Origin of the sequence: Luteococcus struthionis, assembly GCF_048595755.1 — a bacterium.
Taxonomy (GTDB): domain Bacteria; phylum Actinomycetota; class Actinomycetes; order Propionibacteriales; family Propionibacteriaceae; genus Luteococcus.
Window position 1 is genome coordinate 1,781,422 of the sequence record NZ_CP184360.1, and the last position, 24,935, is coordinate 1,806,356.

General features: G+C 67.5%; 24 protein-coding genes and 4 tRNA genes. 17 read left to right on the forward strand and 11 right to left on the reverse strand.

The window, feature by feature from the left end; genetic code table 11:
- Positions 1 to 53 precede the first annotated feature (53 nt).
- Positions 54 to 1,253 (reverse strand): amino acid aminotransferase, encoded by a 1,200-nt coding sequence (locus ACOAMO_RS08095; RefSeq protein WP_420174303.1) that lies wholly within the window; start codon positions 1,251 to 1,253, stop codon positions 54 to 56.
- 125 nt (positions 1,254 to 1,378) lie between these two features.
- Here ACOAMO_RS08095 and ACOAMO_RS08100 point away from each other — a divergent pair, with 125 nt between their 5' ends.
- The 3 genes from ACOAMO_RS08100 to ACOAMO_RS08110 all read left to right on the forward strand — a co-directional run bounded on the left by ACOAMO_RS08100 (position 1,379) and on the right by ACOAMO_RS08110 (position 5,036).
- Positions 1,379 to 2,809, forward strand: a complete 1,431-nt coding sequence (locus ACOAMO_RS08100) for an amidase (RefSeq protein WP_420174304.1) — start codon at positions 1,379 to 1,381, stop codon at positions 2,807 to 2,809.
- 9 nt (positions 2,810 to 2,818) lie between these two features.
- Positions 2,819 to 4,162: a dipeptidase gene (locus ACOAMO_RS08105; protein WP_420174305.1), complete on the forward strand. Its 1,344-nt coding sequence runs from the start codon at positions 2,819 to 2,821 to the stop codon at positions 4,160 to 4,162.
- A 454-nt stretch (positions 4,163 to 4,616) separates the two neighbouring features.
- Positions 4,617 to 5,036, forward strand: coding sequence for a DUF1992 domain-containing protein (locus ACOAMO_RS08110; protein ID WP_420174306.1), 420 nt, complete (start codon positions 4,617 to 4,619; stop codon positions 5,034 to 5,036).
- Here the strand turns inward: ACOAMO_RS08110 and ACOAMO_RS08115 are convergent.
- Together ACOAMO_RS08115 and ACOAMO_RS08120 are read right to left on the reverse strand one after the other, a co-directional pair.
- Positions 4,978 to 5,340 (reverse strand): DMT family transporter, encoded by a 363-nt coding sequence (locus ACOAMO_RS08115; RefSeq protein WP_420174307.1) that lies wholly within the window; start codon positions 5,338 to 5,340, stop codon positions 4,978 to 4,980. The two genes, ACOAMO_RS08110 and ACOAMO_RS08115, sit on opposite strands and share 59 nt — an antisense overlap.
- Positions 5,337 to 5,648: a DMT family transporter gene (locus ACOAMO_RS08120; protein WP_420174308.1), complete on the reverse strand. Its 312-nt coding sequence runs from the start codon at positions 5,646 to 5,648 to the stop codon at positions 5,337 to 5,339. The genes ACOAMO_RS08115 and ACOAMO_RS08120 overlap by 4 nt, the downstream gene beginning before the upstream one ends.
- Positions 5,649 to 5,772: 124 nt before the next feature.
- Here ACOAMO_RS08120 and ACOAMO_RS08125 point away from each other — a divergent pair, with 124 nt between their 5' ends.
- The 5 genes from ACOAMO_RS08125 (at position 5,773) to ACOAMO_RS08145 (ending at position 10,318) form a co-directional block, all read left to right on the forward strand.
- Positions 5,773 to 6,354, forward strand: coding sequence for a TetR/AcrR family transcriptional regulator (locus tag ACOAMO_RS08125; protein ID WP_420174309.1), 582 nt, complete (start codon positions 5,773 to 5,775; stop codon positions 6,352 to 6,354).
- A 63-nt stretch (positions 6,355 to 6,417) separates the two neighbouring features.
- Complete coding sequence (gene purF / locus ACOAMO_RS08130) at positions 6,418 to 7,908, forward strand: amidophosphoribosyltransferase (protein WP_420174310.1); 1,491 nt, start codon at positions 6,418 to 6,420, stop codon at positions 7,906 to 7,908.
- The gene (gene purM / locus ACOAMO_RS08135; protein ID WP_420174311.1) at positions 7,905 to 8,969 is read left to right on the forward strand and encodes a phosphoribosylformylglycinamidine cyclo-ligase; all 1,065 of its coding nucleotides are present in this window, start codon (positions 7,905 to 7,907) and stop codon (positions 8,967 to 8,969) included. The genes purF and purM overlap by 4 nt, the downstream gene beginning before the upstream one ends.
- A gap of 140 nt (positions 8,970 to 9,109) precedes the next feature.
- Complete coding sequence (locus ACOAMO_RS08140) at positions 9,110 to 9,331, forward strand: DUF3073 domain-containing protein (protein WP_420174312.1); 222 nt, start codon at positions 9,110 to 9,112, stop codon at positions 9,329 to 9,331.
- Between the two features lie 12 nt (positions 9,332 to 9,343).
- Positions 9,344 to 10,318, forward strand: coding sequence for an alpha/beta hydrolase (locus ACOAMO_RS08145; protein ID WP_420174313.1), 975 nt, complete (start codon positions 9,344 to 9,346; stop codon positions 10,316 to 10,318).
- Between the two features lie 155 nt (positions 10,319 to 10,473).
- Here the strand turns inward: ACOAMO_RS08145 and ACOAMO_RS08150 are convergent.
- Together ACOAMO_RS08150 and ACOAMO_RS08155 are read right to left on the reverse strand one after the other, a co-directional pair.
- Positions 10,474 to 10,550 (reverse strand) — tRNA-Phe (locus ACOAMO_RS08150).
- A gap of 66 nt (positions 10,551 to 10,616) precedes the next feature.
- Positions 10,617 to 10,690 (reverse strand) — tRNA-Asp (locus tag ACOAMO_RS08155).
- 234 nt (positions 10,691 to 10,924) lie between these two features.
- On the opposite strand from ACOAMO_RS08155, the gene ACOAMO_RS08160 reads away from it, so the two are divergent.
- The 6 genes from ACOAMO_RS08160 to ACOAMO_RS08185 all read left to right on the forward strand — a co-directional run bounded on the left by ACOAMO_RS08160 (position 10,925) and on the right by ACOAMO_RS08185 (position 15,775).
- Positions 10,925 to 11,368: a hypothetical protein gene (locus tag ACOAMO_RS08160; RefSeq protein ID WP_420174314.1), complete on the forward strand. Its 444-nt coding sequence runs from the start codon at positions 10,925 to 10,927 to the stop codon at positions 11,366 to 11,368.
- A gap of 189 nt (positions 11,369 to 11,557) precedes the next feature.
- Positions 11,558 to 12,649, forward strand: coding sequence for a glycerophosphodiester phosphodiesterase family protein (locus ACOAMO_RS08165; protein WP_420174315.1), 1,092 nt, complete (start codon positions 11,558 to 11,560; stop codon positions 12,647 to 12,649).
- A 292-nt stretch (positions 12,650 to 12,941) separates the two neighbouring features.
- Complete coding sequence (locus tag ACOAMO_RS08170; protein WP_420174316.1) at positions 12,942 to 14,363, forward strand: DUF2079 domain-containing protein; 1,422 nt, start codon at positions 12,942 to 12,944, stop codon at positions 14,361 to 14,363.
- 135 nt (positions 14,364 to 14,498) lie between these two features.
- A complete protein-coding gene (locus ACOAMO_RS08175) occupies positions 14,499 to 14,666 on the forward strand; it encodes a helix-turn-helix transcriptional regulator (RefSeq protein ID WP_420176990.1) in 168 nt (55 codons plus the stop codon).
- Between the two features lies 1 nt (position 14,667).
- Complete coding sequence (locus ACOAMO_RS08180) at positions 14,668 to 15,294, forward strand: hypothetical protein (RefSeq protein WP_420174317.1); 627 nt, start codon at positions 14,668 to 14,670, stop codon at positions 15,292 to 15,294.
- A complete protein-coding gene (locus tag ACOAMO_RS08185) occupies positions 15,227 to 15,775 on the forward strand; it encodes a tyrosine-type recombinase/integrase (protein WP_420174318.1) in 549 nt (182 codons plus the stop codon). Before ACOAMO_RS08180 ends, ACOAMO_RS08185 begins: the two co-directional genes overlap by 68 nt.
- Before the next feature lie 93 nt (positions 15,776 to 15,868).
- Here the strand turns inward: ACOAMO_RS08185 and ACOAMO_RS08190 are convergent.
- The 4 genes from ACOAMO_RS08190 to ACOAMO_RS08205 form a co-directional block, all read right to left on the reverse strand.
- A tRNA-Glu gene (locus ACOAMO_RS08190) sits at positions 15,869 to 15,941 on the reverse strand.
- A 67-nt stretch (positions 15,942 to 16,008) separates the two neighbouring features.
- Entirely contained in the window at positions 16,009 to 16,599 is a 591-nt protein-coding gene (locus tag ACOAMO_RS08195) for a hypothetical protein (protein WP_420174319.1), read from the reverse strand.
- Between the two features lie 18 nt (positions 16,600 to 16,617).
- Positions 16,618 to 16,690: transfer RNA gene (locus tag ACOAMO_RS08200), tRNA-Lys, on the reverse strand.
- A 64-nt stretch (positions 16,691 to 16,754) separates the two neighbouring features.
- Positions 16,755 to 18,299: a patatin-like phospholipase family protein gene (locus ACOAMO_RS08205; protein ID WP_420174320.1), complete on the reverse strand. Its 1,545-nt coding sequence runs from the start codon at positions 18,297 to 18,299 to the stop codon at positions 16,755 to 16,757.
- A 115-nt stretch (positions 18,300 to 18,414) separates the two neighbouring features.
- On the opposite strand from ACOAMO_RS08205, the gene ACOAMO_RS08210 reads away from it, so the two are divergent.
- Positions 18,415 to 19,356 (forward strand): cation diffusion facilitator family transporter, encoded by a 942-nt coding sequence (locus tag ACOAMO_RS08210; protein ID WP_420174321.1) that lies wholly within the window; start codon positions 18,415 to 18,417, stop codon positions 19,354 to 19,356.
- Here ACOAMO_RS08210 and ACOAMO_RS08215 read toward each other — a convergent pair.
- The gene (locus tag ACOAMO_RS08215) at positions 19,338 to 20,360 is read right to left on the reverse strand and encodes an ArsO family NAD(P)H-dependent flavin-containing monooxygenase (RefSeq protein ID WP_420174322.1); all 1,023 of its coding nucleotides are present in this window, start codon (positions 20,358 to 20,360) and stop codon (positions 19,338 to 19,340) included. The genes ACOAMO_RS08210 and ACOAMO_RS08215 overlap by 19 nt on opposite strands.
- 101 nt (positions 20,361 to 20,461) lie before the next feature.
- On the opposite strand from ACOAMO_RS08215, the gene ACOAMO_RS08220 reads away from it, so the two are divergent.
- Entirely contained in the window at positions 20,462 to 20,911 is a 450-nt protein-coding gene (locus ACOAMO_RS08220) for a deoxycytidylate deaminase (protein ID WP_420174323.1), read from the forward strand.
- 25 nt (positions 20,912 to 20,936) lie between these two features.
- On the opposite strand, the gene ACOAMO_RS08225 is transcribed toward ACOAMO_RS08220, so the two are convergent.
- Positions 20,937 to 23,276, reverse strand: a complete 2,340-nt coding sequence (locus ACOAMO_RS08225) for a TIM-barrel domain-containing protein (protein WP_420174324.1) — start codon at positions 23,274 to 23,276, stop codon at positions 20,937 to 20,939.
- A 306-nt stretch (positions 23,277 to 23,582) separates the two neighbouring features.
- Between ACOAMO_RS08225 and ACOAMO_RS08230 the strand changes: the two genes are divergently transcribed.
- Entirely contained in the window at positions 23,583 to 24,920 is a 1,338-nt protein-coding gene (locus ACOAMO_RS08230) for a PhoH family protein (protein WP_420174325.1), read from the forward strand.
- Positions 24,921 to 24,935 lie beyond the last annotated feature (15 nt).

The window sequence follows — 24,935 nt, forward strand, 5'->3', positions numbered from 1 at the left end:
CCACCGATGTCGGTGGAAATCCTCCCCACTTGTCGAGCTGGCGCCGTCCTGGGTCAGATCACGTCGGCGATGGCCTCGCACACGTAGTCGATGTTCGAGTCATTGAGCGCCGCGACGCAGATGCGGCCCTTGTCGGTGCCGTAGACGCCCCACTTCTCACGCAGCTGCACCATCTGCTCCTGGGTGAGCCCGGTGTAGCTGAACATGCCCGCCTGCTCGGCGATGAAGTCCATGTCCTTCTTGCCGTTGGCTGCGGTCACCCCGGCGGCGACCAGTCCGTCCACCAAGCGTCGACGCATCTGCTTGATCCGGTCACGCATCGCGGCCAGCTCGTCGATCCACTGGGCCTTCAGCTGGCCGTCGCCCAGCACCGCGGCGACGACGGCCGCGCCGTGGGTGGGCGAGGAGGAGACCATGGTGCGGATCAGCACCTTCAGCTGGCTCAGCACGCGGGCTGCCTCGTCGGCGTCGGTGCAGGTCACCTGCAGGGCGCCGACGCGCTCGCCGTAGAGGCCCATGTTCTTGGCGAAGCTCACGGTGTTGAGCACGGGGCGCCCCGTCGCGACGAACTTCTTGATCGCCTTGACGTCCTGCTCCGGCCCTTCGGCGAAGCCCTGATAGGCCATGTCGACCAGCGGGATCAGCTCGCCGTCGGTGACCAGCTGCACGACGGTGTCCCACTGCTCGTCGGACAGGTCATAGCCGGTGGGGTTGTGGCAGCAGGCGTGCAGCACGACGACGGTGCCCTTCTGGGCTGCCTTGAGGTCTTCCACCAGGCCGTCGAAGTCCAGGCCGTCGTCGGCGGCCTTGTAGCGGTACTCGCCCACCTCGAAGCCGCTGCGGGTGAAGACGGCGCGGTGGTTCTCCCACGAGGGGTCGCTGAGCAGCAGCTTGCCGTTCGACAGCGGCAGCAGGAAGTCACCGGCCACGCGTAGGGCGCCGGTGCCCGAGAGCGTCTGGACCGTGACCAGCTTCCCGGAGGCGGCGGCCTCGGGGCCGTGCACCAACTCGGCGACGGCGCCGGTGAAGGTCTTCAGCCCGTCGATCGGCAGGTAGCCGCGGGGCTTGGGGTCCTGGCCCATCTGCTGCTCGACGGCGCGCACGCACTGCAGCACCGGCAGCTTGCCCGTCTCGTCCTGGTAGACGCCCACACCCAGATTGACCTTCTTGGGGTTGGTGTCCGCCTGGAAGGCTTCGGTGAGGCCCAGGATCGGGTCGCGTGGGGCCATTTCGACGGCGGAGAGCACAGACATGGAATGCCTTTCGGATCTGGGTGGTGATATGCCTGCATCCTTCCATGCCGCGACGCCGAAGGGCAGCCCCTTTCCGCGGGTTGGAGGTGCTGCGGCCTGCCCCGTCACGCGCTAGCGTCGCCACCATGACGCAGATCCATGAGCTGGCTGCGCTCGAGCTGGCCGACGCAGTGCGGCGTCGCGAGCTCAGTGCGCTGGAGATTGCCGTGCACACCCTGGAGCGCGCCGAGGACCTCTCGCCCCGGGTGGGTGCCTTCAGTCACCTGGCGCACGAGCACGCGCTGGGGCGGGCGGCAACGCTGGATGCCCGACCAGACCTGGCAGCGGACGGGCCGCTGCGCGGGGTTCCCTGCCCGGTCAAGGACCTGACCATGGTCAAGGGGCTGCCCTTCGAGGCCGGCTCTGTGGTGATGCGCGGGCAGCTGGCTCCGATTGACGACGGAATCACCACCCTGCTGCACGAGGCGGGGACGGTGATGGTGGGCAAGACCGCCACCCCCGAGTTCGGCCTGCCCTGCTACACCGAACCCGAGGGCGCCCCAGCGGCCCGCACCCCCTGGGACCTGACGCGCTCGGCCGGTGGTTCGTCGGGTGGTGCGGCGGCCGCCGTCGCTGCGGGCATCGTGCCCATCGCCCATGGCAGCGACGGTGGTGGTTCCATTCGCATCCCCGCCAGCGCCTGTGGTCTGGTGGGGCTGAAACCGTCCCGGGGACGGGTCTCGCCGGGGCCGCACGGCACCGATGGGGTGGCGCTGGCCACCCACGGGGTGCTCACCCGCACGGTGCGCGACACGGCCGCGGGCCTGGACGTCTTGCGCCCGCACTGGCCAGGGGACGGTTTCCTGCTTCCCGATCCCGCCAGCGACTTCCTGACAGCGGTGGAGCAACCGCCGCCATCGCTGCGGATCGGGGTGCTGACCACGCCCACCAACGTGGACGCACCCGTCCACCCGGCCTGTCTGCGTGCCGTCGACCACGCGGTGCGGCTGCTGGAATCCTTGGGTCACCGGTTGGGCGAGGCGCCGGCACCCTATGCGGCCCAGAAGTGGGCGACCTTCATCGACCTGTGGTCGGTGATGGCGCTGTCGGCGCCGGTGCCCCCGGATCAGGAGCAGCGGTTGCGGCCGCTGACCCGCTGGCTGCGCGAGTTGGGGCGGGAGGTGACCGGGCTGCGGCATGCCACGGCCATCGGTGCGGCTCAGCAGCTGACGCGCGAGGCGGCGTTGGCATGGCAGGACTTCGACGTGGTGCTCACCCCGACCTTGGCGCAGCCCCCGTCGCCAGTGGGTGGCTTGCGCGATGATGCCGATCCGGAGCAGGACTTCTGGGGCCAGACCCGTTTCACGCCGTGGACCAGCACCGCGAACCTGTGCGGTCGTCCCTCGATCAGCCTTCCGCTGTACCGCGAGGTGGTCGACGGCGTTGAGCTGCCCATCGGGGTGATGCTGACCGGCCGGCTGGGACGCGAGGAGGTCTTGTTGCGTCTGGCCGCCCAGCTGGAGGAAGCGGACCCTTGGCCGTCGGGGCCCGTGTCGTTGGCGGGGGAGGGTCGCTAGCATCAAGGCATGAGCCTCGATGATGCCGCTGTTCGTTCTGCTGTCTCCTCCGTCCTGCCCAGTGTGCGTGACGACCTTGCCGAATTGGTCGCCATCGAGTCGGTGAGTTCCCTGCCGGAGAAGTCCGACCAGGTGCGCCGCAGCGCCGAGCTGGTGGCCGAGAAGCTGCGCCAGATCGGTTGCCCCGACGTGAAGGTGGTGGCCGAGGACGGCCACCCCGCGGTGATCGCCCATTTCCCCGCGCCCGAGGGCCAGCCGACCATCTGCCTGTATTCGCACCACGACGTGCAGCCCACCGGCGATCCGGAGCTGTGGAGCACCCCGCCCTTCCAGCTGGTGGAGCGTGATGGCCGGCTCTACGGCCGCGGCTCGAATGACGACAAGGCCGGCATCTCGGTGCACCTGGGCGCGCTGCGCGCCTTCGACGGGAAGCCCCCGGTGGGCGTGACCCTGTTCATCGAGGGTGAGGAGGAGATCGGCTCCCCGAGCCTGGCCCGCCTGATCGAGAAGTACCACGACGAACTGGTCAGCGACGTCTTCGTGATCTGCGACGCCACCAACTGGGAGGCCGGGCAGCCCTCCTTCACCACCACCCTGCGTGGCGTGGCCGACTGCGTGGTGGAGCTGCGCACGCTGGACCACGCCCTGCACTCCGGTGGTTTCGGTGGGGTCGTGCCCGACGCGCTGACCACCATGTGCCGTCTGCTGGCCACCCTGCACGACGAGAAGGGCAATGTGGCCATCAAGGGTCTCAAGACCTCCCCGGCCCCCGATCTGGACTACCCGGAGGATCGCCTGCGCGCCGAGTCCGGCGTGCTGGACGGCGTGGAGTGGATCGGCGACGGTTCTGCGGTCTCGCGGTTGTGGAACAAGCCGGCCTGCACGGTGCTGGCGATCGACTGCACCAGCGTCGCGGATGCCTCCAACACGCTGGCGCCGGTGGCGCGGGCCAAGGTGAGCCTGCGCGTGGCCCCGGGCGACGACGCCGCCTCGGCGCTGGATGCCCTGGTGGCCCACCTGGAGCAGAACGTCCCGTGGGGAGCGCAGGTCAGCGTGACCCGCGGCGAGACCGGTGACCCCGGCATCGTCCCCTTCGAGGGCGAGTTGGCAGAGACGGCCCGCGCGGCCTTCCGCGACGCCTGGGACGGAACCGAGCCGGTGCAGGTGGGCTGCGGTGGTTCCATCCCGATGATCTCGGACTTCCAGCGGGCCTTCCCCCAGGCGCAGGTGCTGGTCACCGCCGTCGCCGATCCGGATGGCCGCCCCCACGGCATCGACGAGTCGCAGAGCCTGGACGACCTCAACAAGGCCTGCCTGGCCGAGGCGCTGCTGTTGGCCCGGATGGCGCGCTGAGCAGGGCCCGGACCTGCCACCCAGTGGCATGACGCCCTGGCGCTGTCCCCTGATCGGGGGACAGCGCCAGGGCCTTTCCTTTGGGTCAGCTGAACAGCCATGGCGCCTGTTCAGTGTTAACTTCCGTTCAACCCCTTGGTGCGGGAACGTAGGGGCATCGCAGGGACGGATCGGGGGATCCGCACCTGCGGGTCTCTTCGGGGGAAGAGGCCATCGCCTTCGGGGGAAGGCACTTCGGTCAGGGCTTCGGGGGAAGTCAGGGCCACCGCCCAAGGATGTCGGGGGACGTCCAGGGCATTGCGCAACAGTCGCGCTCCAGGCGTCGGGGGACGTGGAGGGCGACGAGCATCGGCCCGTCGGCATTCTGCCGGCGGGCCCGCCGCATTTCTGGGGTGGGTCGGCAGGCACGCTGCATGAGGCCAGGAGAGGTGGGCTACGTGTCTAGGCTTGCCCCATGACCGGTTCCGATGAGGAGCAGCGCCCACGGAGTCGTCCGGTGGTCTTCGAGAGCTGGATCGATCGGCAGATCCGCGAGGCCACCGAGCGGGGCGAATTCAGCAACCTGCCCGGCGAGGGCAAGCCCTTGCGCGGCTTGGGGCGGCCCGACGATCCGGACTGGTGGGCGCGGCAGAAGCTCGAGAAGGAAGACCTGCGCGGCGCGATGCCCGGGCCGCTGGCGGTGCGGCGCGAGAAGCAGGACATCCAGCAGACCTTGGCAGACGTCCGCGACGAGGAGACGGCACGGGCCATCGTCGAGGACCTCAACGAGCGGATCAAGCAGACCAACCTGACGCCCATCGCCGGCCGGACCATCATCACGGGCCGCTTGGACGTGGAGCAGACGCTCGCGGTGTGGCGCTCTCGTCGCCGGTGACCAGCTTGAGCGCCACCAGGGCGGCGACCAGCGCCGCGACCACCGCGATGCGCAGTGGGTGGGCGGAGTCGCCGAATCCGATGATGCCCACCGCCGCCGCCCCCACGGTTCCCATGCCGGTCCACACCGCGTAGGCCAGACCGATCGGCAGGGTTCGGATGCCCCGGGCCAGGCACTCGAAGCTGGCGACGGCGCAGAGGATGAAGGGCAGCTGCCAGCGCGGGTCACTCTGCTGGAGCTTCAGGGCCGTGGTGAAGCCCACTTCGAAGAGGCCGGCCACCAGCACCCACGCCCAGCCCTTCACGAGATCACCTTCAGGGCCACGACCAGGGCGATGATGACCCCCACCAGGGCCAGCGCCCGGGGTCGCAGACGTTCACCGAAGAAGACGGCGCCGACGCCCAGGGTTCCGACTGCGCCCAGGCCCGTCCACACGGCGTAGGCGGTGCCGATGGGGATGGTGCGAATGGCCTGCTCCAGGAAGCCGAAGCTGATCACGGCGCAGGCGAGGAAGCCCCAGCCCCAGTCCTTGTTGCGTTGTTCGAGTTTGAGGCAGGTGGTGAAGCCCACCTCGAAGAGGCTGGCGATCGCCAGCGCGGCCCAGGGGTTCATCGTCGCGTCCTCTCGTTAAAAAGCACAGGTGTGTTGATATGAGAGTAGGGCCCTCGGCGAAGCTTGGCAACACAGGTGTGCTAAAAATGAATCGTGGACGACAACTGGATGAGGGGAGGGTGGCATGCCACGCATCGTCGACCATGACGCGCGCCGCGACGAGCTGGCCCGGGCGGGGATCGAGCTGGTGGCCGCTCGTGGGGTCGCGGCCCTCTCGGTGCGCAATCTGGCCGCCGCCAGCGGCTGGTCGGCCGGGGCGGTGCGGCACTACCTGCCCACCCACGCCGACATCGTCGCGCTGGTCAGTGATCGGGTGCGCAGCGACTTCGAGCGCCGATTGGAGGCCGTCCCCGAATCCTCCGATCCGGTGGAGATGCTGCGGGCGCTGCTGCGCGCGGGCCTGCCGCTGGATGCCGAGTCACAGCAGCTCTCGCAGGTCTGGTTCGCCTTCCTGGGGGCCGGGATGCACCAGGGATCGGGTGCCAGCGCACTCGTCTACGCGGAACTCTTCGCCGCCCTGGTTCGCTTCTTCGAGCTGATGCAGCAATCGGGGCGGCTGACCGTGGACTCGCCGGCCCACGCGGCCAGAACCCTCCAGGCGCAGTTCGACGGGGTGACGGTGCACCTGCTCTCGGGGCACCTTCAGCAGGGCGAGGCGCTCGCCACGCTCGACCAGGTGCTGGCCTCGCTGCTGACCCGCGGCTGAGGGCGGCACGCCTCGGACGGCTGCCCGTGGGTGCACAGGCCACGGTCACGATAGGGTGGCTCCGTGCCACTTCGCCCCGACGGACTGCTCACCCACGAACTGGACCCGAACGACCGGGGGCCCCAAGACGCCTGCGGCGTGTTTGGAGTCCAGGCGCCCGGCGAGGAGGTGGCCAGGCTCACCTACTTCGGGCTCTTCGCTCTCCAGCACCGAGGGCAGGAGTCGGCGGGCATCGCGGTCAGCAATGACCAGCGGATCATGGTCTTCAAGGACATGGGCCTGGTGAGCCAGGTCTTCGACGAGCCCACGCTCAAGACCCTGGTGGGCAACCTTGCCGTGGGACACACCCGCTACTCGACCACCGGCGCCAGCGTGTGGGGCAATGCCCAGCCGACCCTGGCCGCCATGCACGAGGGTTCGCTTGCCCTGTGCCACAACGGCAACCTCACCAACACCCATGAGCTCGAGGCCCTGCTGGGGGAGCGCATCGGTGAGGGCAAGGTGCCGCACAAGGAGCAGATGGATTCCTCCTCCGACACCATGATCCTGTCGGCGCTGCTGGCCAGCTACGAGGATCGCTCGCTGGAGGAGGCGGCCCTGGAGGTGCTGCCCAAGCTGCGCGGCGCCTTCTGCCTCACCTTCATGGACGAGACCACCCTGTACGCGGCGCGCGATCCGCAGGGGATCCGTCCCTTGTCGATCGGCCAGCTGTCCAGCGGCGGCGTGGTGGTGGCCTCGGAGACCGCCGCCCTCGACATCGTTGGCGCCACCCACCTGCGCGACGTGGAGCCCGGCGAACTGATCGTGGTGGAATCCGACGGGACGATCCGTTCGCGTCGTTTCGCCGAGGCCGCGCCCAAGCACTGCCTGTTCGAGTACGTCTACCTCTCCCGTCCCGACACGGTGCTCACCGGCCGTCGCGTGCACAACATGCGCGTCAAGATCGGCAAGCTGCTGGCCAAGGAGTGCCCGGCCGATGCCGATCTGGTGATCCCCACTCCCGAGTCGGGCATTCCTGCCGCCATTGGTTTCGCGGCCGGGTCCGGGATTCCCTACGGCCTGGGTCTGGTGCGCAATGCCTATGTGGGCCGCACCTTCATCCAGCCGTCCAATGCGATGCGCCAGATGGGCATCCGCATGAAGCTGAACCCGCTGCCCGACGTGGTGCGCGGCAAGCGTCTGGTGGTGGTCGACGACACCATCGTGCGGGGCAACACCCAGCGCCAGGTGGTCGCGATGCTGCGCCAGGCCGGTGCCAAGGAGGTGCACGTGCGCATCTCGGCCCCGCCGGTGGAGTGGCCGTGCTTCTACGGCATCGACTTCGCAACCCGCGAGGAGCTGATTGCTCCCAGCATGGACATCGACGAGGTCGCCAAGGCGATCGGCGCCGATTCCCTGGGGCACATCTCCATGGACGGCCTGGTCAAGGCCACCCACGTCAAGAAGGACAACCTGTGCCGTGCCTGCTTCGACGGCCAGTACCCGGTCGGCCCGCAGGACCTCCCGCTGGAAGACCTCCGCAATGCGCCCCTGAGGAAGAAGGAAAGCCGATGAGCCAGTCCGCCTACGCCCGTGCCGGAGTCGACATCGAGGCCGGTGACCGCGCCGTCGAGCTGATGAAGGCCCACGTGGCCCGCACCAAGCGCCCCGAGGTGCTCGGTGGCCTGGGTGGCTTCGCCGGCTTCTTCGACGCCAGCGCCTTCAAGGACTACGAGCACCCGGTGCTGGCCACCTCCACCGACGGTGTGGGGACCAAGGTCGCCATCGCCCAGGCCATGGACAAGCACGACACCATCGGCTTCGACCTGATGGGCATGCTCGTCGACGACCTGGTGGTCTGCGGCGCCGAGCCGCTCTTCGTCACCGACTACATCGCCTGCGGCAAGGTCGTCCCCGAGCGCATCGCGAGCATCGTGAAGGGCATCGCCGCGGCCGCCGAGGTGGCCGGGTGCGCGCTGCTGGGTGGCGAGACGGCCGAGCATCCCGGTCTGCTGGGCCCCGACGAGTACGACATCGCCGGCGCGACCACCGGCGTGGTGGAGCGCAGCAAGATCCTGGGCGCCGACCGCATCCAGGCCGGCGACGTGGTGCTCGCCATGGCCGCCTCGGGCCTGCACTCCAATGGCTACTCGCTGGTGCGTCACGTGCTGCTGGAGGAGGCCGGCTGGCAGCTCGACCGCGAGGTGCCCGAACTGGGCGGCACGCTGGGTGAGGCCATGCTGGTGCCCACCAAGGTCTACGCCAAGGACGTGCTCGACCTGATCGAGAAGGCCGAGATCCACGCCATGAGCCACATCACCGGCGGTGGCCTGGCCAACAACCTGGCCCGCGTGATGCCCGATCACCTCACCGCCACCCTGAACCGTGCGTCCTGGACGCCTCCGGCGATCTTCCAGCTGGTGCAGCAGGTGGGCAAGGTCAGCCAGGCCGACATCGAGGCGACGCTGAACATGGGCGTCGGCATGGTGGCGATCCTGCCCGAGGCGGCCGTGGACGCGGCCCGGGCGGCGCTGGAGGCGCGTGGAGTGGAGAACTGGGAGCTCGGCCGCGTCGAGCAGTCCGAGGGCGGCCAGGAGCGTGTGGTCATGCAGGGGGAGCACCCCGTCGCAGGCTGACCCACCCAGTGGGGTGGGACGCGCCCACGGTGATCCCTTTTGGCTGGCATCGGATAGTTCGGTAGCCTGTGTGTCACGAAAGTTACACACACATTGCCGCGGTACAACCGCGAGGGACAGAGCGAGGGGGTCGACCCGATATGGGGCGCGGCCGTGCAAAGGCGAAGCAGACCAAGGTTGCAAGGGATCTGAAGTATCGCCCGGTCAACATGGATGTGGCATCCCTCGAGCGAGAGCTCGGGATCAGGCGATCGTCGAACCGTCATGAGGATGAGGTGGATGACCCGTACGCGGATCTTGCTGCCGCCTACAACGACTATGACGTCGACGGCGACGATGAGGATCCTCGACGAGCCGTCTGATGACGGTTCGCGATGCCTGACGAATCCGTCCGGCAATGGGGTGCTGACAGCCTCCTGCCCGGATACCAGCAGCTGACACTCCCGCTGCCTCTCGCTGTGCCCGCCCAGGGTGAGCCCGAGGCAGCGGAAGTGCTGGTTGGTACCCTCGTTCGTCGCAACAAACCCACCCGTCGCAAGGCATTGCTGTACGTCCACGGGTGGAATGACTACTTCTTCCAGACCCATCTTGCTGACGAGGTCAGCCAGATGGGTTTCGACTTCTATGCCGTCGACCTGCGTCGCTATGGCCGCAGCCTGCGCGAGGGACAGCTGCCGGGTTTCATCACCGACCTGGACGAGTACCACCAGGAGCTCGACGTCGCCCTTGAGGTGCTGCGTGCCAGCCATGACTCGATCACGGTGATGGGTCATTCCACCGGCGGCCTGGTGGCCGCGTTGTGGGCCGATGCTCGTCGCGGCGAGATCGACGCGCTGGTGCTCAACTCCCCGTGGCTCGACCTGCAGGGTTCGCCGCTGCTGCGTGCGGTCACCGCACCCGTCCTGCAGCGCCTCAGCAGCAGCTATCCGACCACCGTCATCCCGATTCCCAACAACGGCTTCTATGCCCGCACGATCGACGCGGCGCTGGGCGGAGAATGGGAGATGGTGCAGGAGCTCAAGGGCGTCAACGACTTCCAGGTGCGCGTGGGGTGGCTGGCAGCCATCCTGGAGGGCCATGACCGCGTCGCAGAGGGCCTGGGGATCGACGTGCCGGTGTTGGTGCTCACCAGCGCCCGGAGCGATTTCAGGCGCACCTGGGACGAGGCGCTCAAGAAGGCCGATGCGGTGCTGGACGTGGAGAAGATCGCGGCGCGTTCGATGAAGTTGGGTGACCACGTCACCCTGGTACGGATCGCGGACGGTCTGCACGACCTGGCCCTGAGCGCCGCCGCGGTGCGCAAGATCTACTTCGACGAGGTTGCCCGCTGGCTGGCCGCCTACGCCTGAGCCCCGTCAAAAGACGTTTCCCGAGCCCGCAAAACTACGTTCCCCGAGCTTGTCGAGGGGGTCTCCGTTCCCCGAGCCCCCATGGGACGTTCCCCGAGCCTGTCGAGGGGCCCTCGGGCACCAAAAAACCCGCTCTGGCGAAAGAGCGGGTTGAATGGTGGCCAGGACCGGGATCGAACCGGTGACCTTTCACTTTTCAGGCGAACGCTGCTACCAGCTGAGCTACCTGGCCAAGTGGCTGGAAACAGGTGGAAGCTGTCTCCAACACAAAAACGGTGATGCGAACATCACCGCTTTGCGACCCCGACGGGACTCGAACCCGCGACCTCCGCCGTGACAGGGCGGCGCGCTAACCAACTGCGCTACGGGGCCTTGCGGCCCTGCGGATCATTCCTGATCCGGCCGGCTGCCCGTTTCAGGCAGCTCGAAAAATATAGCGTGAACTCTGGGCAAAAGTGAAATCGAGAGCCGAAAAACTTTCCAAACTTCGCTGACTAGGGGTTTTGATCTGCAGGCGCCGGGTGTTCCTTCAGTGGTTCACTTCCGGGGAATAAATGGATGATCTTTCAACTTGTTCTGGGTGTCCGACCCTTTGAAGGAGATCCCATGAGCAACCGTCTCGCCCGCACCGTCCTGTCCGTCGCCAGCCCCGTCCTGGTGGGCAGCGGCGCCGCTGCCTGGTACACCATCACCAAGCAGCTGCAGGACCAGAAGATCACCGTCCACCCCGACTCGCAGAAGCTGGGTGGCAAGCCCGTCGCCGGTCCGATCACCGCCTTCGAGCAGGCGAACGTGGTCGGTTCCCACGCCGAGCACATCGGTGGGGGCAAGACCTTCGCCGAGCTGAGCGAGGAGTACATGTCCGCAGCCCAGTCCGGTGACACCGAGAAGGCCGAGGCTCTGGCCGGCCCCCGCGAGCAGGTGATGCAGGCGAACTTCGTGAAGGCCTCGCTGTTCACCTCGGTGCTGGCCTACGGCGTCTCCGCCCTCGTGGTTGGCATGGGTGTGCTCACCGGTGCCACCGCCGCCGCCCTGGGCGACGACAACTGAGTGCCCGCCCTCGTGTGGTGAAGTGCCCCGCGCCCCTCGTGGCGCGGGGCACTTCGCGATTCACCAGGGGTGCTGCCTGCCCAAGATGGAGAAGCCTCGGGTGATCAGCCCGTGAATCCTCACCGAACTGTTGCTCCCACACGGTTGTGGGGGCAGCGAGTCAGTGACTGGCTCTGCTGTGCTGGCCGCATGCTGAAGCACACCCTCACCGCGGCCCTCTCGGCCGCCGCCCTGGCCGCGGGCCTCCTCGCAGCCCCCACCCCGTCCACCGCCGCGCCGAAGGACAAGCCCACTCCGGCCGCGCGTCATCTGGCACCAACCAAGACCCACTTCGACCTGCAGGCTCATCGCGGAGGCATTGGGCTGAACACGGAGTCATCGATCGCCAGCTTCTCCGCAGCCCTGGAGCTTGGCGTCAGCACGCTCGAGCTCGACACCCAGGTCACCGAGGATGGCAAGGTCGTCGTCACCCATGACCGCAAGATCAACGGCAACGTCTGTCGCGACACGGCACCCGCCTTCGCGGGCGACCCCGAGTTCCCCTACGTCGGGAAGTTCATCACCAACCTGACGCTGGCCCAGGTCAAGACCTTGGAGTGTGGACACCAGCCCAAGCCCGGATACGACAGGCAGAAGGCCACCCCGGCCCCGATGATCGAGCTGAAGGATGTCTTCGCACTGGTCAAGGAGCGCAAGGCCCGGCAAGTCATGATCAACGTCGAGACGAAGGTGGAGGCCGCTGCGCCGCACGAGACCGCGCCGCGGGAGTTCTTCGTCCGCACCGTCAATGACGAGATCGTGAAGTCGGGACTGCAGCGTCAGGTGACCGTCCAGAGCTTCGACTGGGGTGCCCTGATGGAGATGCACCGCATCAACCCGCGCATGCCGCTGGTCGCCCTGACCAACCACGACTTCCTGCAGGTGGGCAAGGAGGGCGCCTCGCCGTGGCTTGGCGGCATCGATGCCGATGACTTCGGCGGAGACTTCGTGAAGGCAGCCGCCTCGATCGACGGTGTCACTGCGCTGTCGCCGGTCTACGGGATGCCGCAGAACGGGAAGGTTTCCGATCCGGACTTCGCCTTCTACGTCACCCCGAAGATGGTCGCCGAGGCCCACGCGCTTGGGCTGAAGGTGATTCCGTGGACCAGCAATGACCGGGAAACCATGGAAGCCCTGGTGGACATGGGGATCGATGGTCTCATCACGGACTACCCGGACGTGCTGCGCGAGGTCATGGACGAGCGTGGCATGAGGCTGCCGAAGGCCTACCCGGCGCGCTGATCCGGGACCACTGCGAATCGAAGAAACCCCTGACCGGCATGGCTGCCAGTCAGGGGCTTCTTGAACGCTGTATCCCCAACGCGATTCGAACCCGCGCTGCCGCCTTGAAAGGGCAAAGCGGGGTCGAGTGCGACTAGGACGAAACTCCGCTGGCTACGGGGGATGGTTGTCGCTGTCTGTCAGGCGTTACATCGAAAATAATCGAAAGGAGATCACTTCTCTCCAGTCGGATCTGTCTCGGTTTGCTGAAGCCAGTGGCCGATAAATGGCGCATGCAAGATATACTAGTGGAGTGAGCTACAGACTTCGGGAGTTAGCGCGATCGTATCGCTTTGCATTCGCCGCTGCAGCAGTGGCAGTGATGCTTGTGGTTGCGTCTCTGTGGGCGTACGTGAGCTACGCCTTGTTTAGGGACTTTCGCAGTGGTATTGATTTAACAATCTTTTCCCAGGCGGCGGAGTCCATGGCTAATGGCAATCTGCCTCGGTCTTCTGTAAAAGGGAATGACTATATTCTTTGGGGGGATCATTTCCATCCTATCATTGCAGTCGTTGGACCGATCTACAAGATATGGCCAACTCCATTATCTCTCCTGTGGGTTCAGGCGGTGGCTATTGGGGTCGCTTCGGCTGTTTTGTGTTTCACGGGATGCGAAGCGCTCCGTGAACTCGCAGATTGGAGTGTGCCCAAGGCATTGTCAGGCGGGATTTTAGTCGGCCTGTTGTTTGGGGTCTCTCCTGGCATTGAGGGCGGGGCATTCTTTGACTTTCATGAGGTAGCCCTTGCTTTGCCGATTCTGGCACTTGCCTGCCGCAGTCTGCTGCTGGATAGGATGAGGTCTCTAATTCTTTGGTCTTCGCTTTTTCTTCTTGCCAAGGAGGACGCTGGGCTGATTGTGATGGGATTGGGACTGGTTGCGTGGGTTCGGAATCGAAAATCGGTTGGTGGGATTCTATTCGTTGGCGGATTTGTGTGGACGATTCTTTGTATGCGAGTCTTTATTCCCTACTTCGCCCGGGGGCCTTGGGCGTACGGAGGAAAGATCCCCATGGATCCGGATGTTCTACAGGAAAACGTCGTCTCGAATCTGATCCATCCTGGGTCGCTCTCCATTATGTTGGGAGTGCTCGTGTTGAGGACCGGTCTGTTGGCACCGTTTTCGCCATTCATCTTGGCCGTTGTTCCAAATATCGCTTCGCGTGCTCTTACGTCGCAGGCAGAGTATTCCAGTCTTGGGTACCATTATAATATGCTTCTAGCGGTTATTTTGATTGCTGGTGTAATTGACGTATTGTGCAGATATCCTCGTATTTCTACCCGCTTGTGGAGTATGGTTCTGGTGGGATGTTTGGCCGTGACGCTCATGAGCGCTCGGTTCCCACGCGCCCTCTTCGCGGCATCGGAGGCAGAGCGAGCCGACAATGCCCGGTGTGCGAGTGCTTTGATCCCGCAAGGCGAGGGCGTGGTCGCCGACGCCTATCTAACGCCCTACTTGTCGATAGGTCACAGTCCCGTTCGCGAGTTGCGCCCGGACCTCAACGTTTCTATGCCAGGCGGAGTAGAGTTTCCCGAAATTCCCTGGGTTGTTGTTGATAGAGAAACTATCAATTATTCTGACCGGGGCAAGTGGGTGGAGCGCTATCTCCAAGAGTCCAAGGATGCTGGCTGGCGTCAAATGGCCTCTTGTGGCTCTTTTGTTGTACTTGTCAGGTGAAGTTTTCGCGGTGGGAGCGTATCTACTTGATGGGTTTTTACAGTGGATCAGGGCGTTCCGGCTAGTCAGTGTTATCGCCGTAGGCGTGGGTGCTGTGTGTGACTGTCCGCGACCACCATCGAACCCCTGCTGACCATCGACGATCTGGCCCGCCTGCTCGGCGTACCGGTGCCCACCATCTACGCCTGGCGTTACCGGGGCGAGGGGCCCCGCGGCTACAAGGTCGGACGCCACGTCCGCTTTCGTCTGGCTGAGGTGAACACCTGGTTGGAAGGCCGGGCCGACGTGGCCAAGGTCGCCTGACGTGGCCTACGTAGATCGTGTGGAGCGCACGTCGACCACGGTCGGTGGCAAGGACCGCAAAACCGTCCGCTATCGAGTGCGCTATCGCGACGGGGCCGGACAGGAACACGCAGAGTCCTTCGTCCGTGCCCTGGATGCCGAGCGTCGTCGAGCCGAGATCGAGATGCAGCTGCAGGAAGGTCGCTGGCTCGACCCTCGCCGCGGTGACATGCCGTTTCGGCAGTGGGCAGAGCCTTGGGTGCAGACCCGCCACGACCTTCGCCCGACCACTAGGGCGCGATTGGAGACCACCATGGCCAAGCAGGTGCTGCCGACGTGCGGTGACGTGCCCCTGCGACGGATCAACAGCGCGCGCATTGCCGAATGGGTCCAGGAGCTCATGGGTCACGGCTACTCTGCCGCTACGGTACGCAAGGCTGTCTTCGCCCTGCGCCAGTGCCTGCAGGCAGCCGTGGACGACCGGCGGATCTCCTTCAATGCTGCGATTCGCGTGAACCTCCCCACCGAGCGGGCCAAGACGCCCCACTTCCTCACCCAGCGCGAGCTGGAACGACTCGTCGATGCCATGCCTGACCAGTTACAAGGCTCTGGTCCTGGTCGGCGGGTATGCGGGACTTCGGTGGGGTGAGGCTGTCGGCCTGACCCGCTCGCACATCGACGCCACGCGCTCGCGGATCATCGTCGAGCACACCGCCGTGGAGGTGCATGGCGTTGTGCACCTGGGCCAGGAGCCCAAGACCCGACGTTCCAAGCTCTCCATCCCGGTGGCGCGCGCGGTCATGCGTCGGATCGAGGAACACCTGGACACCTTCGTCGGGCCCGGCGCCGATGACCTGGTCTTCACCGGCACGCACGGGGGACCGCTGTTTCGTGGGACCTTCGGCCGGCACGTGTGGCGTCCGGCGGTGCACGCGGCAGGGCTGGACGGTTTCACCTTCCACGGGCTGCGGCACAGCTTCGTGGCGATCCTCGTCGCGGCTGGATGCAATGTGCGGGAAGTCTCCGAATGGGCGGGCCACAATTCGGTAGCGTTCACCCTGACGAGGTACGGCGGGTTGTTCGCAGACGAGGCCGTCGACCGCCTCGACGCTCTGCTCGGGCCCGGCTGATGCGTACCAAATGCGTACCGCGGCCACTGGTCCCGGACAACGAAGAAGCCCCTGACTTGGCGTCATGCCTGGTCAGGGGCTTCTTCTGTGTTGTATCCCCAACGGGATTCGAACCCGCGCTGCCGCCTTGAAAGGGCGGTGTCCTGGGCCGCTAGACGATGGGGACCCGACCGGGCAAGTCTAGGGGGTTCGGGGCGTGGGCTCAAAACCCGGTTCCGCGACGGGGGCGACGCTCAGCTCTCACGGGCCAGCCAACACCCGTCGTCGGTGGCCACCACGCGGGCCAGCTCGCCGTGTGCGGCCGTCGCGGCGCCCGACTGCAGATCGGCACGTCCGACCACCTCACCGCCGCAGGCCTCGGCGATCTGGCCGCACACCGCGGCGGAAGCCCGAAGCCAGAAGACCTGACGGGCCCGTCCCGCGGACAGGACCGCCACCAGGTCGTCGGGCAGGCTGGGGCAGGCCAGCAGCAGGGGGCGTTGGTTGCCGCGCGCCCGGGCAATGCTGGGCAGCAACTCCCGCTGGCTGCCGACGCCCTCGGGGCAACAGAGCACCTCGGCCGGGGCCAGCTCCAGCGTCGGCGGGTCATCCCAGGTACCGAAGCGCGGATCGCCCAACCGGGCATCAAGACGCAGGGCGCGGGAACAGAAGTCCGTCAGCGCGGCCCGCTGGGCTTCGGAGGGAGAGGCGAGCGAGGGCGGCTCCAAGCACTCCAGCGGCGCCCCGACGGTGGTCTGGGCGGTGCGGCGTGAAAGCCGGTCCCGCCAAGCGGCCACGGCCAACAGCGCCAAGCCCACGCCCAGGACCAGCAGGAAACCCGTCATCGCACCTCCCGGAAGCTGTGCCCCCACTGGGGATCGAACCCAGGACCCATGGATTAAAAGTCCACTGCTCTGCCGGCTGAGCTATAGGGGCGCATCGGCCAGTCTAGCGACCCGGGGCAGGGCCACCCGACAGGCGCACGTGCGTGAAACCGGGTTCACACCATCCACGGCGGATCCATCTGGGGATCCATGGAGTGGGGTTCCCAGTGCTGCCACCACAGGTGCGAACCCTCGGGAAGGATCCCGGGGCGCACCTTCGGCACCTGCTCGCGAAGGTCGAACTTCAGCCGGGCCAACAGCAGCAACTCCCGCTCGTCCAGCTGGCCGTCGTTGACCAGGTAGTCGCGCTCCAGCTCCCAGCTGCGACGTCGGGCGGTGATGATGCTGCGAGTGAGGGCCTGCTCCGCGGTGGTGGCGCCCAGATGGGTCTCGGCAGCGCGCATCCAGCCGTAGTCGCGGTTGATGCGCAGCAGCCCCGGATCGATGGTCAACGCATCGTGCACGTCGAACTCCGGCTCGATGACGATCGCACCGGCACTGCGGGCATAGGCCACCTCGTCGCGCTCGGACTCGTCGGACTGGATCTCGGTGGAGCGCATCAGGATGGCGAACATGTCCTTGTTGGCGTAGCTGTCACTGGGTCGGACGCCGGGGGCATTGGAGGTCACCACCCAGGTGGTGGTGCAGCCCAGCGGGCCGATCGCCATCTCGGCCGGCAGGTTCTCGCGCACGCCACCGTCGACGAAGTGCTCGTCGTCCAGCGGGACCGGGGCGAAGACCGTCGGGATCGAGCACGAGGCCAGCACGCCCCGGGAGATGTCGTAGACCTCACCGGGTTGCAGCACGTCGTCGCGGTCCACCAGGCGGCCGTCCTCACGCATGAAGCGCAGCTCGCCCGATTCCAACCCCACCATCGCGATCCGCACCACGACGCCCGAGGTCGGCACCCGCGAGGAGTCGAACAGCCCGCCTTCACCCAGCAGCTCGCGCAGGATCGGCCCGGGAATGTACATCGAGCGGGTGCGTTCGGCGCCGGACAGGATGATCCCCAGGTCATTGCCGACGCCCTTCATGCGGCTCAACCCGGCCAGCACGGTCATCACCTGACCGGGGCTGAGGTCGGGGCGGTTCACCGTCGGGTCCAGGGTGGCCATGGCCAAGGTCTCCAACTGGCCGGTGAGCTCCTCGTGGGCCTCCTCGACGCTGTCCAGCGGTTCGGCCTCGTCGGACTCCTGCGGCTCGTCCTCGGGATCGAGGTGCACCCCGCGGGTGAAGGGCAGCTGCAGCTTGGGAAGCGAGGTACCCAGCCAGCCACGCTCCCTGGCCTCCTGGTCGCGTCCGGACTGGCTCTGCAGCAGGGCCAACAGTTCGGGGCCGCGCGCCCGGAAACGACGAAACCAGGTGCGCTCGGTGAACATGTCACTCTGCCGGTGCATGCCCAGCCACAGCTGCTCGAGATCCCGCACCGCGGTGGTCTGCACGTCGCGGTCGCTGGACTGGGCGAGCAGGGCGGTGATGATCGATCCGGCGGACGTGCCGACGATCACCTCCGGGCTGATGCCCGCCACCTCGTAAAGGTAGCGCAGGGCGCCCAGCTGGAAGCTCGCCTTGGAGCCACCACCGGAAAGCACCAGGCCCTCGCGCCCAGGGCGGCCCAGACTGCGCGGGGAGCCAAGACCGAGCCATGATCGCCGTGCCATGCCACCCAGCTTAGACACCCGGCCAGTCACCGCTGCGCCCTCCAGCGTCGGTTTCCGGGGCAAGTCATGGCACCCCTGCACCCGCCTGGCGGAAGCGCCCCGCCGGTGATGCACAATGGCAGCCGTGACTTCGTTGGAAACCTCTCCGAACCGAGTTTCGGCCCCGGTGGATCTGACCCGATTCGCCTGGTTGTCGATCGCCGCGGCCCTGGCGACGATTGCGCTCAAGACGGCCGCCTGGCGGATCACCGGTTCGGTGGGTTTGCTCTCCGACGCCGCCGAGTCGCTGGTGAACCTGGCCGCCGCCGTCGTGGCGTTGATCGCCCTGCGGGTCTCCATCAAGCCACCCGACCGGGACCACAACTTCGGTCACAGCAAGGCCGAGTACTTCTCCGCCGCGGTGGAGGGCGCACTGATCTTCATCGCCGCCGGCGTGATCATGCTCAGCGCCGTGCAGCGCTTCCTGGCACCACAGCCGCTCGAACAGGTGGGCCTTGGACTGGTGATCTCGGTGGCCGCCTCGCTGCTCAACGGGGCCGTGGCGTGGGTGCTGTTGCGGGCCGGACGCAAGTACCGCTCCATGACCCTGGTGGCCGACGGCAAACACCTGCTCACCGACGTGTGGACCTCGGTGGGCGTCGTGGTCGGCGTCGGGCTGGTGGCGCTGACCGGCTGGGTGCGGCTGGACTCGATCGTCGCCTTCGCGGTGGGCGTCAACATCCTGTTCACCGGGTGGAAGCTGATGCACGAATCGGGCATGGGGTTGATGGACGTCAGCCTGCCCAAGGAGGACAACCAGCGCATCCGCGAGATCCTGGAGAGCTTCACCAGCGAGCACGTCATGTTCCACGGCGTGCGCACCCGCGAATCGGGGCATCGTCGGTTCATGGACATGCACCTGCTCGTGCCCGGTGCGTGGACGGTGCAGCAGTCGCATGACCTGGTGGAGGACATCACCGACGCGCTGGTCGAGGCCTTCCCAGACCTGCACGTGATGATCCACGCCGAACCGATCGAGGATCCGCGCTCCTACGACGACTACGACTTCGGCATCTGAGCCTGCCCGGTGGGGCGCCCCGGCACCGGGTAGCCGAGCGCCTCGGCCACGGCGTGTGCTGCCCGCTTGGCATGGGGGCCCACCCCGGTGATCGTCGCCGATCCCGGCCCCGCCCAGTCGCCGTAACCCACCAGGTGCAACCCCGGGTGCAGCGGTTGGCCGTCCTTGACCAGGTGCCGCACCGGCCGCAGGGCGGGACGATAACCGGTGCACCAGATGAGGTGGTCGGCCTCCACCTCGTCCAGCGAGGTGACCATGGGGGTGGCCCGCAGCGCGCCCGAATCGCGCGCGCGACGCACCGGTGGCAGCACGACGATGTCGCCCAGTTCGGAGTCGGCCCCCGGATCGGGCTCACCCCGCCCGATCGCCAGGGCGCGCTCCCGGTTGCGTTGGAAGAGCACCCGCCCGTCCACGTCGTCGGGCATCCAGCGTGGTGGGTGGCGGGTGTACCAGGTGACCTGCGCCACCTCGGTGAGCTCGGCGGCGATCTGCGCCCCGGAATTGGCGCCACCCACCACTGCCACCCGCGTGCCCCGGAAGGGCTCCACACCGGGATAGTTCGCCGAATGCCACTGCCGACCGGAGAAGCTGCCGGGCAGTGTGGGCACGAAGGGCGCTCGCCAGGTGCCGGTGGCGGCCACCACCTGCGCGGCCTGCCAGCTGCGCTGCGCGCTGTGTACCAGGTACTGCTCCCCGACGCGCTCGACCCGCGTGACCGTCACCGGCCGCTCCACGGGGAGCCGGTAGCGCTGCTCATAGGCGCCCAGGTAGTCGACGACGTGGGAGGCCGGTGGGAAACCCTCATGGGGTGGCATGGGCCACCCGGGCAGGTTCGAGAAGCCGGCCGTGGAGAACAGCGTGAGCGAGGGCCAGACGTGGCGCCAGGCACCGCCCGGGCCGGGCTGGTCGTCCAGAAGCAGGTGGTCGACGCCCGCCCGCGCCAGGTAGTAGGCGGTGGCCAGACCGGCCTGGCCAGCCCCGATCACGATCGCCTCGTGCTGCATCCGTGGCCTCCTCACGTCCACTGTCCAGCCTCGCACACCGGCTGCACCGCAGTGCCCGCGCTTCCTCGGCGGGCTGGGTGGAGGGCCCCTAGGATTGCGCCATGACCGATCAGCCAGCTGCCGTCACCGTCCCCGGCTGGGACGACTACTTCCTGGGGATCACCCAGGCCGTCGCCGCGCGGGCCAAGTGCACCCGGCGACGGGTCGGGGCGCTGCTGGTGATCGACCGGCGCATCATCGCCACCGGTTACAACGGCGCCGCCCCGGGACGGCCCGACTGCCTGGAGGGTGCCTGCCCGCGCGGGCAGCTCTCCTATGACCAGGTGCCGGGCCTGGGCGACTACGACCGTCCCGGCACGCCGGGCTTCTGCATCGCCATCCACGCCGAGGTGAATGCGCTGCTCTTCGCCACTCGAGACACCAAGGGCGCCACCGCCTACATCACCGACGAGCCCTGCCCCGGCTGCCGCAAGGCGCTGGCGGCAGCCGGGATCGTGCGCGCGGTGTGGCCCGACGGGGAGTTCGACGCCGACCAGCTGGTGGCCTGGTAGCCCAGCGGCTCGTCCCCGCGGGAGGTCAGTCGACCTCGGCCAGCAGCAGCTCGCGCAGCACCCCCAGCGTCGCGGCATCCAGTTCCGGCATCTCCGACAGCGCCGCCAGGCGCGCGGCAGGGGAGCGGTGCCTGGTGAGCAGCTCCAGCACGCGCTCCTTGGTGAGGATCTGGATCTGGGCGGCATCCAAGAAGGTGAAGATGCGCTCGTCGACCCGATTGTCCAGCTCGCGGCTGCCCTCGAAGTGGGCCTCGGCCCCCTCGGCGGTCACCACCTGACCCAGCTCGATCACCTGCTCCGGGCCAGCGCCCACCAGCACCAGCCGGTAGTGGCGGGTGGTCGGAACCACGTCCAGCTCGCCCTCGGCCGGGTGGATCAGCACCCGGCCGGAAGCCTGCTCGTAGTCGAAGCGGGTGCGGACCGTGCGCGGCTCGGCACGGTCGTCGTCCTCCACCAGGGTGTAGCTGCCGTCTGCACCGGCAAAGATCCGCAACTCCAGACTGGTGGGATTCTCCACCCGCAACTCGTCCTCGCCCGTCAGCGGGACGATCGCGCCTGCCCGGGCCAGCACCGGGATGCTGTCCACGCCGCGGTGCATCGTCACCGCGCGGCCACCGCAATAGGACAGGCCGGTGAAGAAGTCCACCCACCGGCCCTCGGGCAGCCAGGCCTGCACGCTGCCCTGTTGGGTGCCGGCCTCCACCGGTTCGGTGATCGGGGCCACCAACAGGTCACGGCCGAACCAGTACTGGTTGCGCGCCCGGTAGGCGGACACCTCGTCGGGCTCGGTCCAGTACAGCGGCCGCATCAGTGGACGCAGCTCCTGCGAACCCACCACGTTCTCGGTGAACAGCCACGGCACCAGCCGGTGCCGCAGCCGCAGGAAGTCACCCATCACCCGTTCCGCCTCGGGGGTGAAACGCCACGGTTCCTTGCCGTTGAAGACACCATTGGAGGCGTGCAGCCGGTTCACCGGGCTGAAGACGCCGAACTGCACCCAGCGGGTGGCCAGCTCGTCGTCCTTGACCCCGAACATGTGGCCGCCGATGTCATGGCTCCACCAGCCGTAACCGATGTTGGAGGCGGTCGCGGTGAAGTAGGGCTGGAAGTCCAGCGAAGCCCAGCTGATGACCGTGTCACCGCTGAAACCGACGGGGTAGCGGTGCGAGCCCGGCCCGGCATAGCGGCTGAAGGTCAGCGGGCGGCGGCCGTCGCGGCCGGAGTCCAGGAAGTGCAGGTGGTTCAGCATCCACAGCGGGTCCAGCCCGGGGATGCGGGAGTGGCTGCCCTGCTGCCAGTCCAGCCACCAGAAGTCGACGCCCTCGTCCTCCATCGGGTGGTGCACGTGGGTGAAGTAGGCATTCCAGAAGTCCTGGCTGGCCGCATCGAAGGTGGCCGGCAGCTCGGAGGCGGGATCGATGCCCAGGGCCTGTGCCACCGCCGGGTACTGCTCCTCGAAGGCCCGGATTCCCTCGGCGGGGTGCACGTTCAGCGAGACCCGCAAGCCGTGCTCGTGCAGCCAGCGCAGGAAACCGACGTGGTCGGGGAACAGTTCCCGATTCCACGTGTAACCCGTCCACCCGGCGCCGAAGCGCGGATCGATGTCGGTGAGGTGCCAGTCCATGTCCACCACCGCGACGCTGAAGGGCAGCCCTTCCGCCTCGAAGCGCTCCACCAGGGCCTGGTACTCGGCCTGGGTGTAGGCGTGGTAGCGGCTCCACCAGTTGCCCAGCGCGTAGCGGGGCAGCACCGGTTGCGGGCCGGTGATGCGGTAGAAGTCCGCCACCGCGGCGGCATAGTCACGGCCGTGGGCGAAGACGTAGACGTCGAGCGAGCCTGGTTGGCGCTGCTGCACCCAGCCCTCGTCGTCGAGCGCCAAGGACGTGGAATCGTCCAGGCTGGTGATGCCCAGTGCATTGGCGACGCCCGGCTCCAGCTCGGTCGCACCGTCGACGGCATCCAGGGTGCGGGCCGTGCCGCCCAGCTGGGTGCGCAGCCCCAACAGCTCGGCGAAGGCGCTGTCGGCCTCCTCGCCGGGCCGCCAGATGGAGTGGTAGCCCCCGGTGAGCTCCTTCACGTTGATGGTCTGGGGCGTGAACGGGCCGCCGGCGTGGTCCAGGTGGAAGAAGTCGGTGATGATCTGGGTGCGGTCGCCGTCGCGATGCACCCGGAAGTTGGGAGTGGGCAAGGCACGATTCACCACGGTCTGCGTGGCGCGGTCCTCGAAGATGCCGTTGGGGGAGTACTCGAGCCGCACCAGACGCTCGGTGAGCACCGTGAAGCGGGCATTTCCGCTGGTCACCACCGAATCGGCGGGGGCATTCGGGGTGCAGCGCAGGCGCAGGTGATCGGGCAGCTTGGTCATGGCGCCCACTCTAGGAGCGGCCGCCGACAGTCCTTGGAGCGGGCCGGTGGTTGGCCTTCATCGCTGGGACGGGGGAGGGGAAGCGCCCGGCGAAGCCGCGATGAACAGTCGGTGAAGCCAGCGGCGCCGGTGCTGGGGCACCGTCCACGGCCGCATAGCGTGAGGGACATGGACGGACCCGCGAATGGCCCGGGAGCACCTGGCTCCAGCGCCGGCAGTGTGCGTCCACCGGACCGACAACCGATTCCCTGATCGAGACAAGGGGTCGGCTTGCAGGGTCGGCCCCTTCACAGTGAAGGAGCTCCCGTGCTCAAGCCCTCCGAGCAGACCCTGGCCCAGCAGGCCGCCGGCGCCGCCCTCAAGACCTACGTGCTGGACACCTCGGTCTTGCTCAGCGACCCGCGTGCCTTGCTGCGCTTTGCCGAACACCATGTGGTGCTGCCCATCGTCGTGATCGCCGAACTCGAGGCCAAGCGTCACCATCCCGAGCTGGGCTACTTTGCCCGCACCGCCCTGCGTCTGCTCGACGACCTGCGCGTCGACAACGGTCGGCTGGACGAACCGGTCGTGGTCAACGACCAGCACGGCACGCTCCACATCGAGCTGAACCACACCGACCCGGCGCGTCTGCCCGCCGGCTTCCGGCTGGGCGACAACGATTCGCGGATCCTGGCCGTGGCCATCAACCTCTCCGCCGAGGGCAACCACGTCGTCGTGGTCAGCAAGGACCTGCCGATGCGGGTCAAGGCTTCCGTCGTGGGGCTCGAGGCACAGGAATACCGCGCCGAGCTGGCCATCGAATCCGGCTGGACCGGCATGCGCGAAGTGGAGGTGCCCAATGCCGCCATCGACGCCCTCTACGAGAACGGCGAGGCGGAGCTGCTGGAGACCGCCGAGTTCTGCACCCACACCGGCCTGGTGCTGCAGGGCGACGGGGGCAGCAGCGCCCTGGGCCGCAAGCTGCCCAACGGCAAGGTGAAGCTGGTGCGCTCCGACCGCGCCGCCTTCGGGCTGCACGGGCGTTCCGCCGAACAGCGCGTCGCCTTGGACCTCCTGCTCGACCAGGAGGTGGGCATCGTCTCGCTGGGCGGGCGTGCCGGCACCGGCAAGAGCGCCCTGGCGCTGTGCGCCGGTCTGGAGGCGGTGCTGGAGCAGCGGCTTTACCAGAAGGTGGTGGTCTTCCGGCCGCTCTACGCCGTGGGCGGGCAAGACCTGGGCTACCTTCCCGGCACCGAGAACGAGAAGATGGCGCCGTGGGGTCAGGCCGTCTTCGACACCCTCAGCGCCGTCACCAACAAGTACGTCATCGACGAGGTGATCGCCCAGGACATGCTCGAGGTGCTGCCGCTGACCCACATCCGCGGCCGCTCGCTGCACGACGCCTTCGTGATCGTCGACGAGGCCCAGAGCCTGGAGCGCAATGTGCTGCTCACCGTGCTGAGCCGCATCGGGCAGAACTCCCGCGTGGTGCTCACCCACGACGTGGCCCAGCGCGACAACCTGCGGGTGGGGCGCCACGACGGCATCGCCGCGGTGGTGGAACGGCTGAAGGGCAACCCGCTGTTCGCCCACGTCACGCTGACCCGTTCGGAGCGCTCGCCGATCGCCGCCCTGGTGACGCAGATGCTGGAGGACATCGGCTGAACCTGCCGCAGACAG

Excerpts from the sequence above, each read along its gene's own strand:
- ACOAMO_RS08195 (WP_420174319.1), bottom strand. The coding sequence starts at position 16,599 with ATGACGGGTTTCCTGCTGGTCCTGGGCGTGGGCTTGGCGCTGTTGGCC.
- ACOAMO_RS08160 (WP_420174314.1), top strand. The coding sequence starts at position 10,925 with ATGAGCAACCGTCTCGCCCGCACCGTCCTGTCCGTCGCCAGCCCCGTC.
- ACOAMO_RS08105 (WP_420174305.1), top strand. The coding sequence starts at position 2,819 with ATGAGCCTCGATGATGCCGCTGTTCGTTCTGCTGTCTCCTCCGTCCTG.
- ACOAMO_RS08225 (WP_420174324.1), bottom strand. The coding sequence starts at position 23,276 with ATGACCAAGCTGCCCGATCACCTGCGCCTGCGCTGCACCCCGAATGCC.
- ACOAMO_RS08140 (WP_420174312.1), top strand. The coding sequence starts at position 9,110 with ATGGGGCGCGGCCGTGCAAAGGCGAAGCAGACCAAGGTTGCAAGGGAT.
- ACOAMO_RS08165 (WP_420174315.1), top strand. The coding sequence starts at position 11,558 with ATGCTGAAGCACACCCTCACCGCGGCCCTCTCGGCCGCCGCCCTGGCC.
- ACOAMO_RS08220 (WP_420174323.1), top strand. The coding sequence starts at position 20,462 with ATGACCGATCAGCCAGCTGCCGTCACCGTCCCCGGCTGGGACGACTAC.
- ACOAMO_RS08215 (WP_420174322.1), bottom strand. The coding sequence starts at position 20,360 with ATGCAGCACGAGGCGATCGTGATCGGGGCTGGCCAGGCCGGTCTGGCC.
- ACOAMO_RS08125 (WP_420174309.1), top strand. The coding sequence starts at position 5,773 with ATGCCACGCATCGTCGACCATGACGCGCGCCGCGACGAGCTGGCCCGG.
- ACOAMO_RS08095 (WP_420174303.1), bottom strand. The coding sequence starts at position 1,253 with ATGTCTGTGCTCTCCGCCGTCGAAATGGCCCCACGCGACCCGATCCTG.
- ACOAMO_RS08205 (WP_420174320.1), bottom strand. The coding sequence starts at position 18,299 with ATGGCACGGCGATCATGGCTCGGTCTTGGCTCCCCGCGCAGTCTGGGC.
- ACOAMO_RS08120 (WP_420174308.1), bottom strand. The coding sequence starts at position 5,648 with ATGAACCCCTGGGCCGCGCTGGCGATCGCCAGCCTCTTCGAGGTGGGC.
- ACOAMO_RS08145 (WP_420174313.1), top strand. The coding sequence starts at position 9,344 with ATGCCTGACGAATCCGTCCGGCAATGGGGTGCTGACAGCCTCCTGCCC.
- ACOAMO_RS08185 (WP_420174318.1), top strand. The coding sequence starts at position 15,227 with ATGCCATGCCTGACCAGTTACAAGGCTCTGGTCCTGGTCGGCGGGTAT.
- purM (WP_420174311.1), top strand. The coding sequence starts at position 7,905 with ATGAGCCAGTCCGCCTACGCCCGTGCCGGAGTCGACATCGAGGCCGGT.
- ACOAMO_RS08100 (WP_420174304.1), top strand. The coding sequence starts at position 1,379 with ATGACGCAGATCCATGAGCTGGCTGCGCTCGAGCTGGCCGACGCAGTG.
- ACOAMO_RS08110 (WP_420174306.1), top strand. The coding sequence starts at position 4,617 with ATGACCGGTTCCGATGAGGAGCAGCGCCCACGGAGTCGTCCGGTGGTC.
- ACOAMO_RS08210 (WP_420174321.1), top strand. The coding sequence starts at position 18,415 with ATGGCAGCCGTGACTTCGTTGGAAACCTCTCCGAACCGAGTTTCGGCC.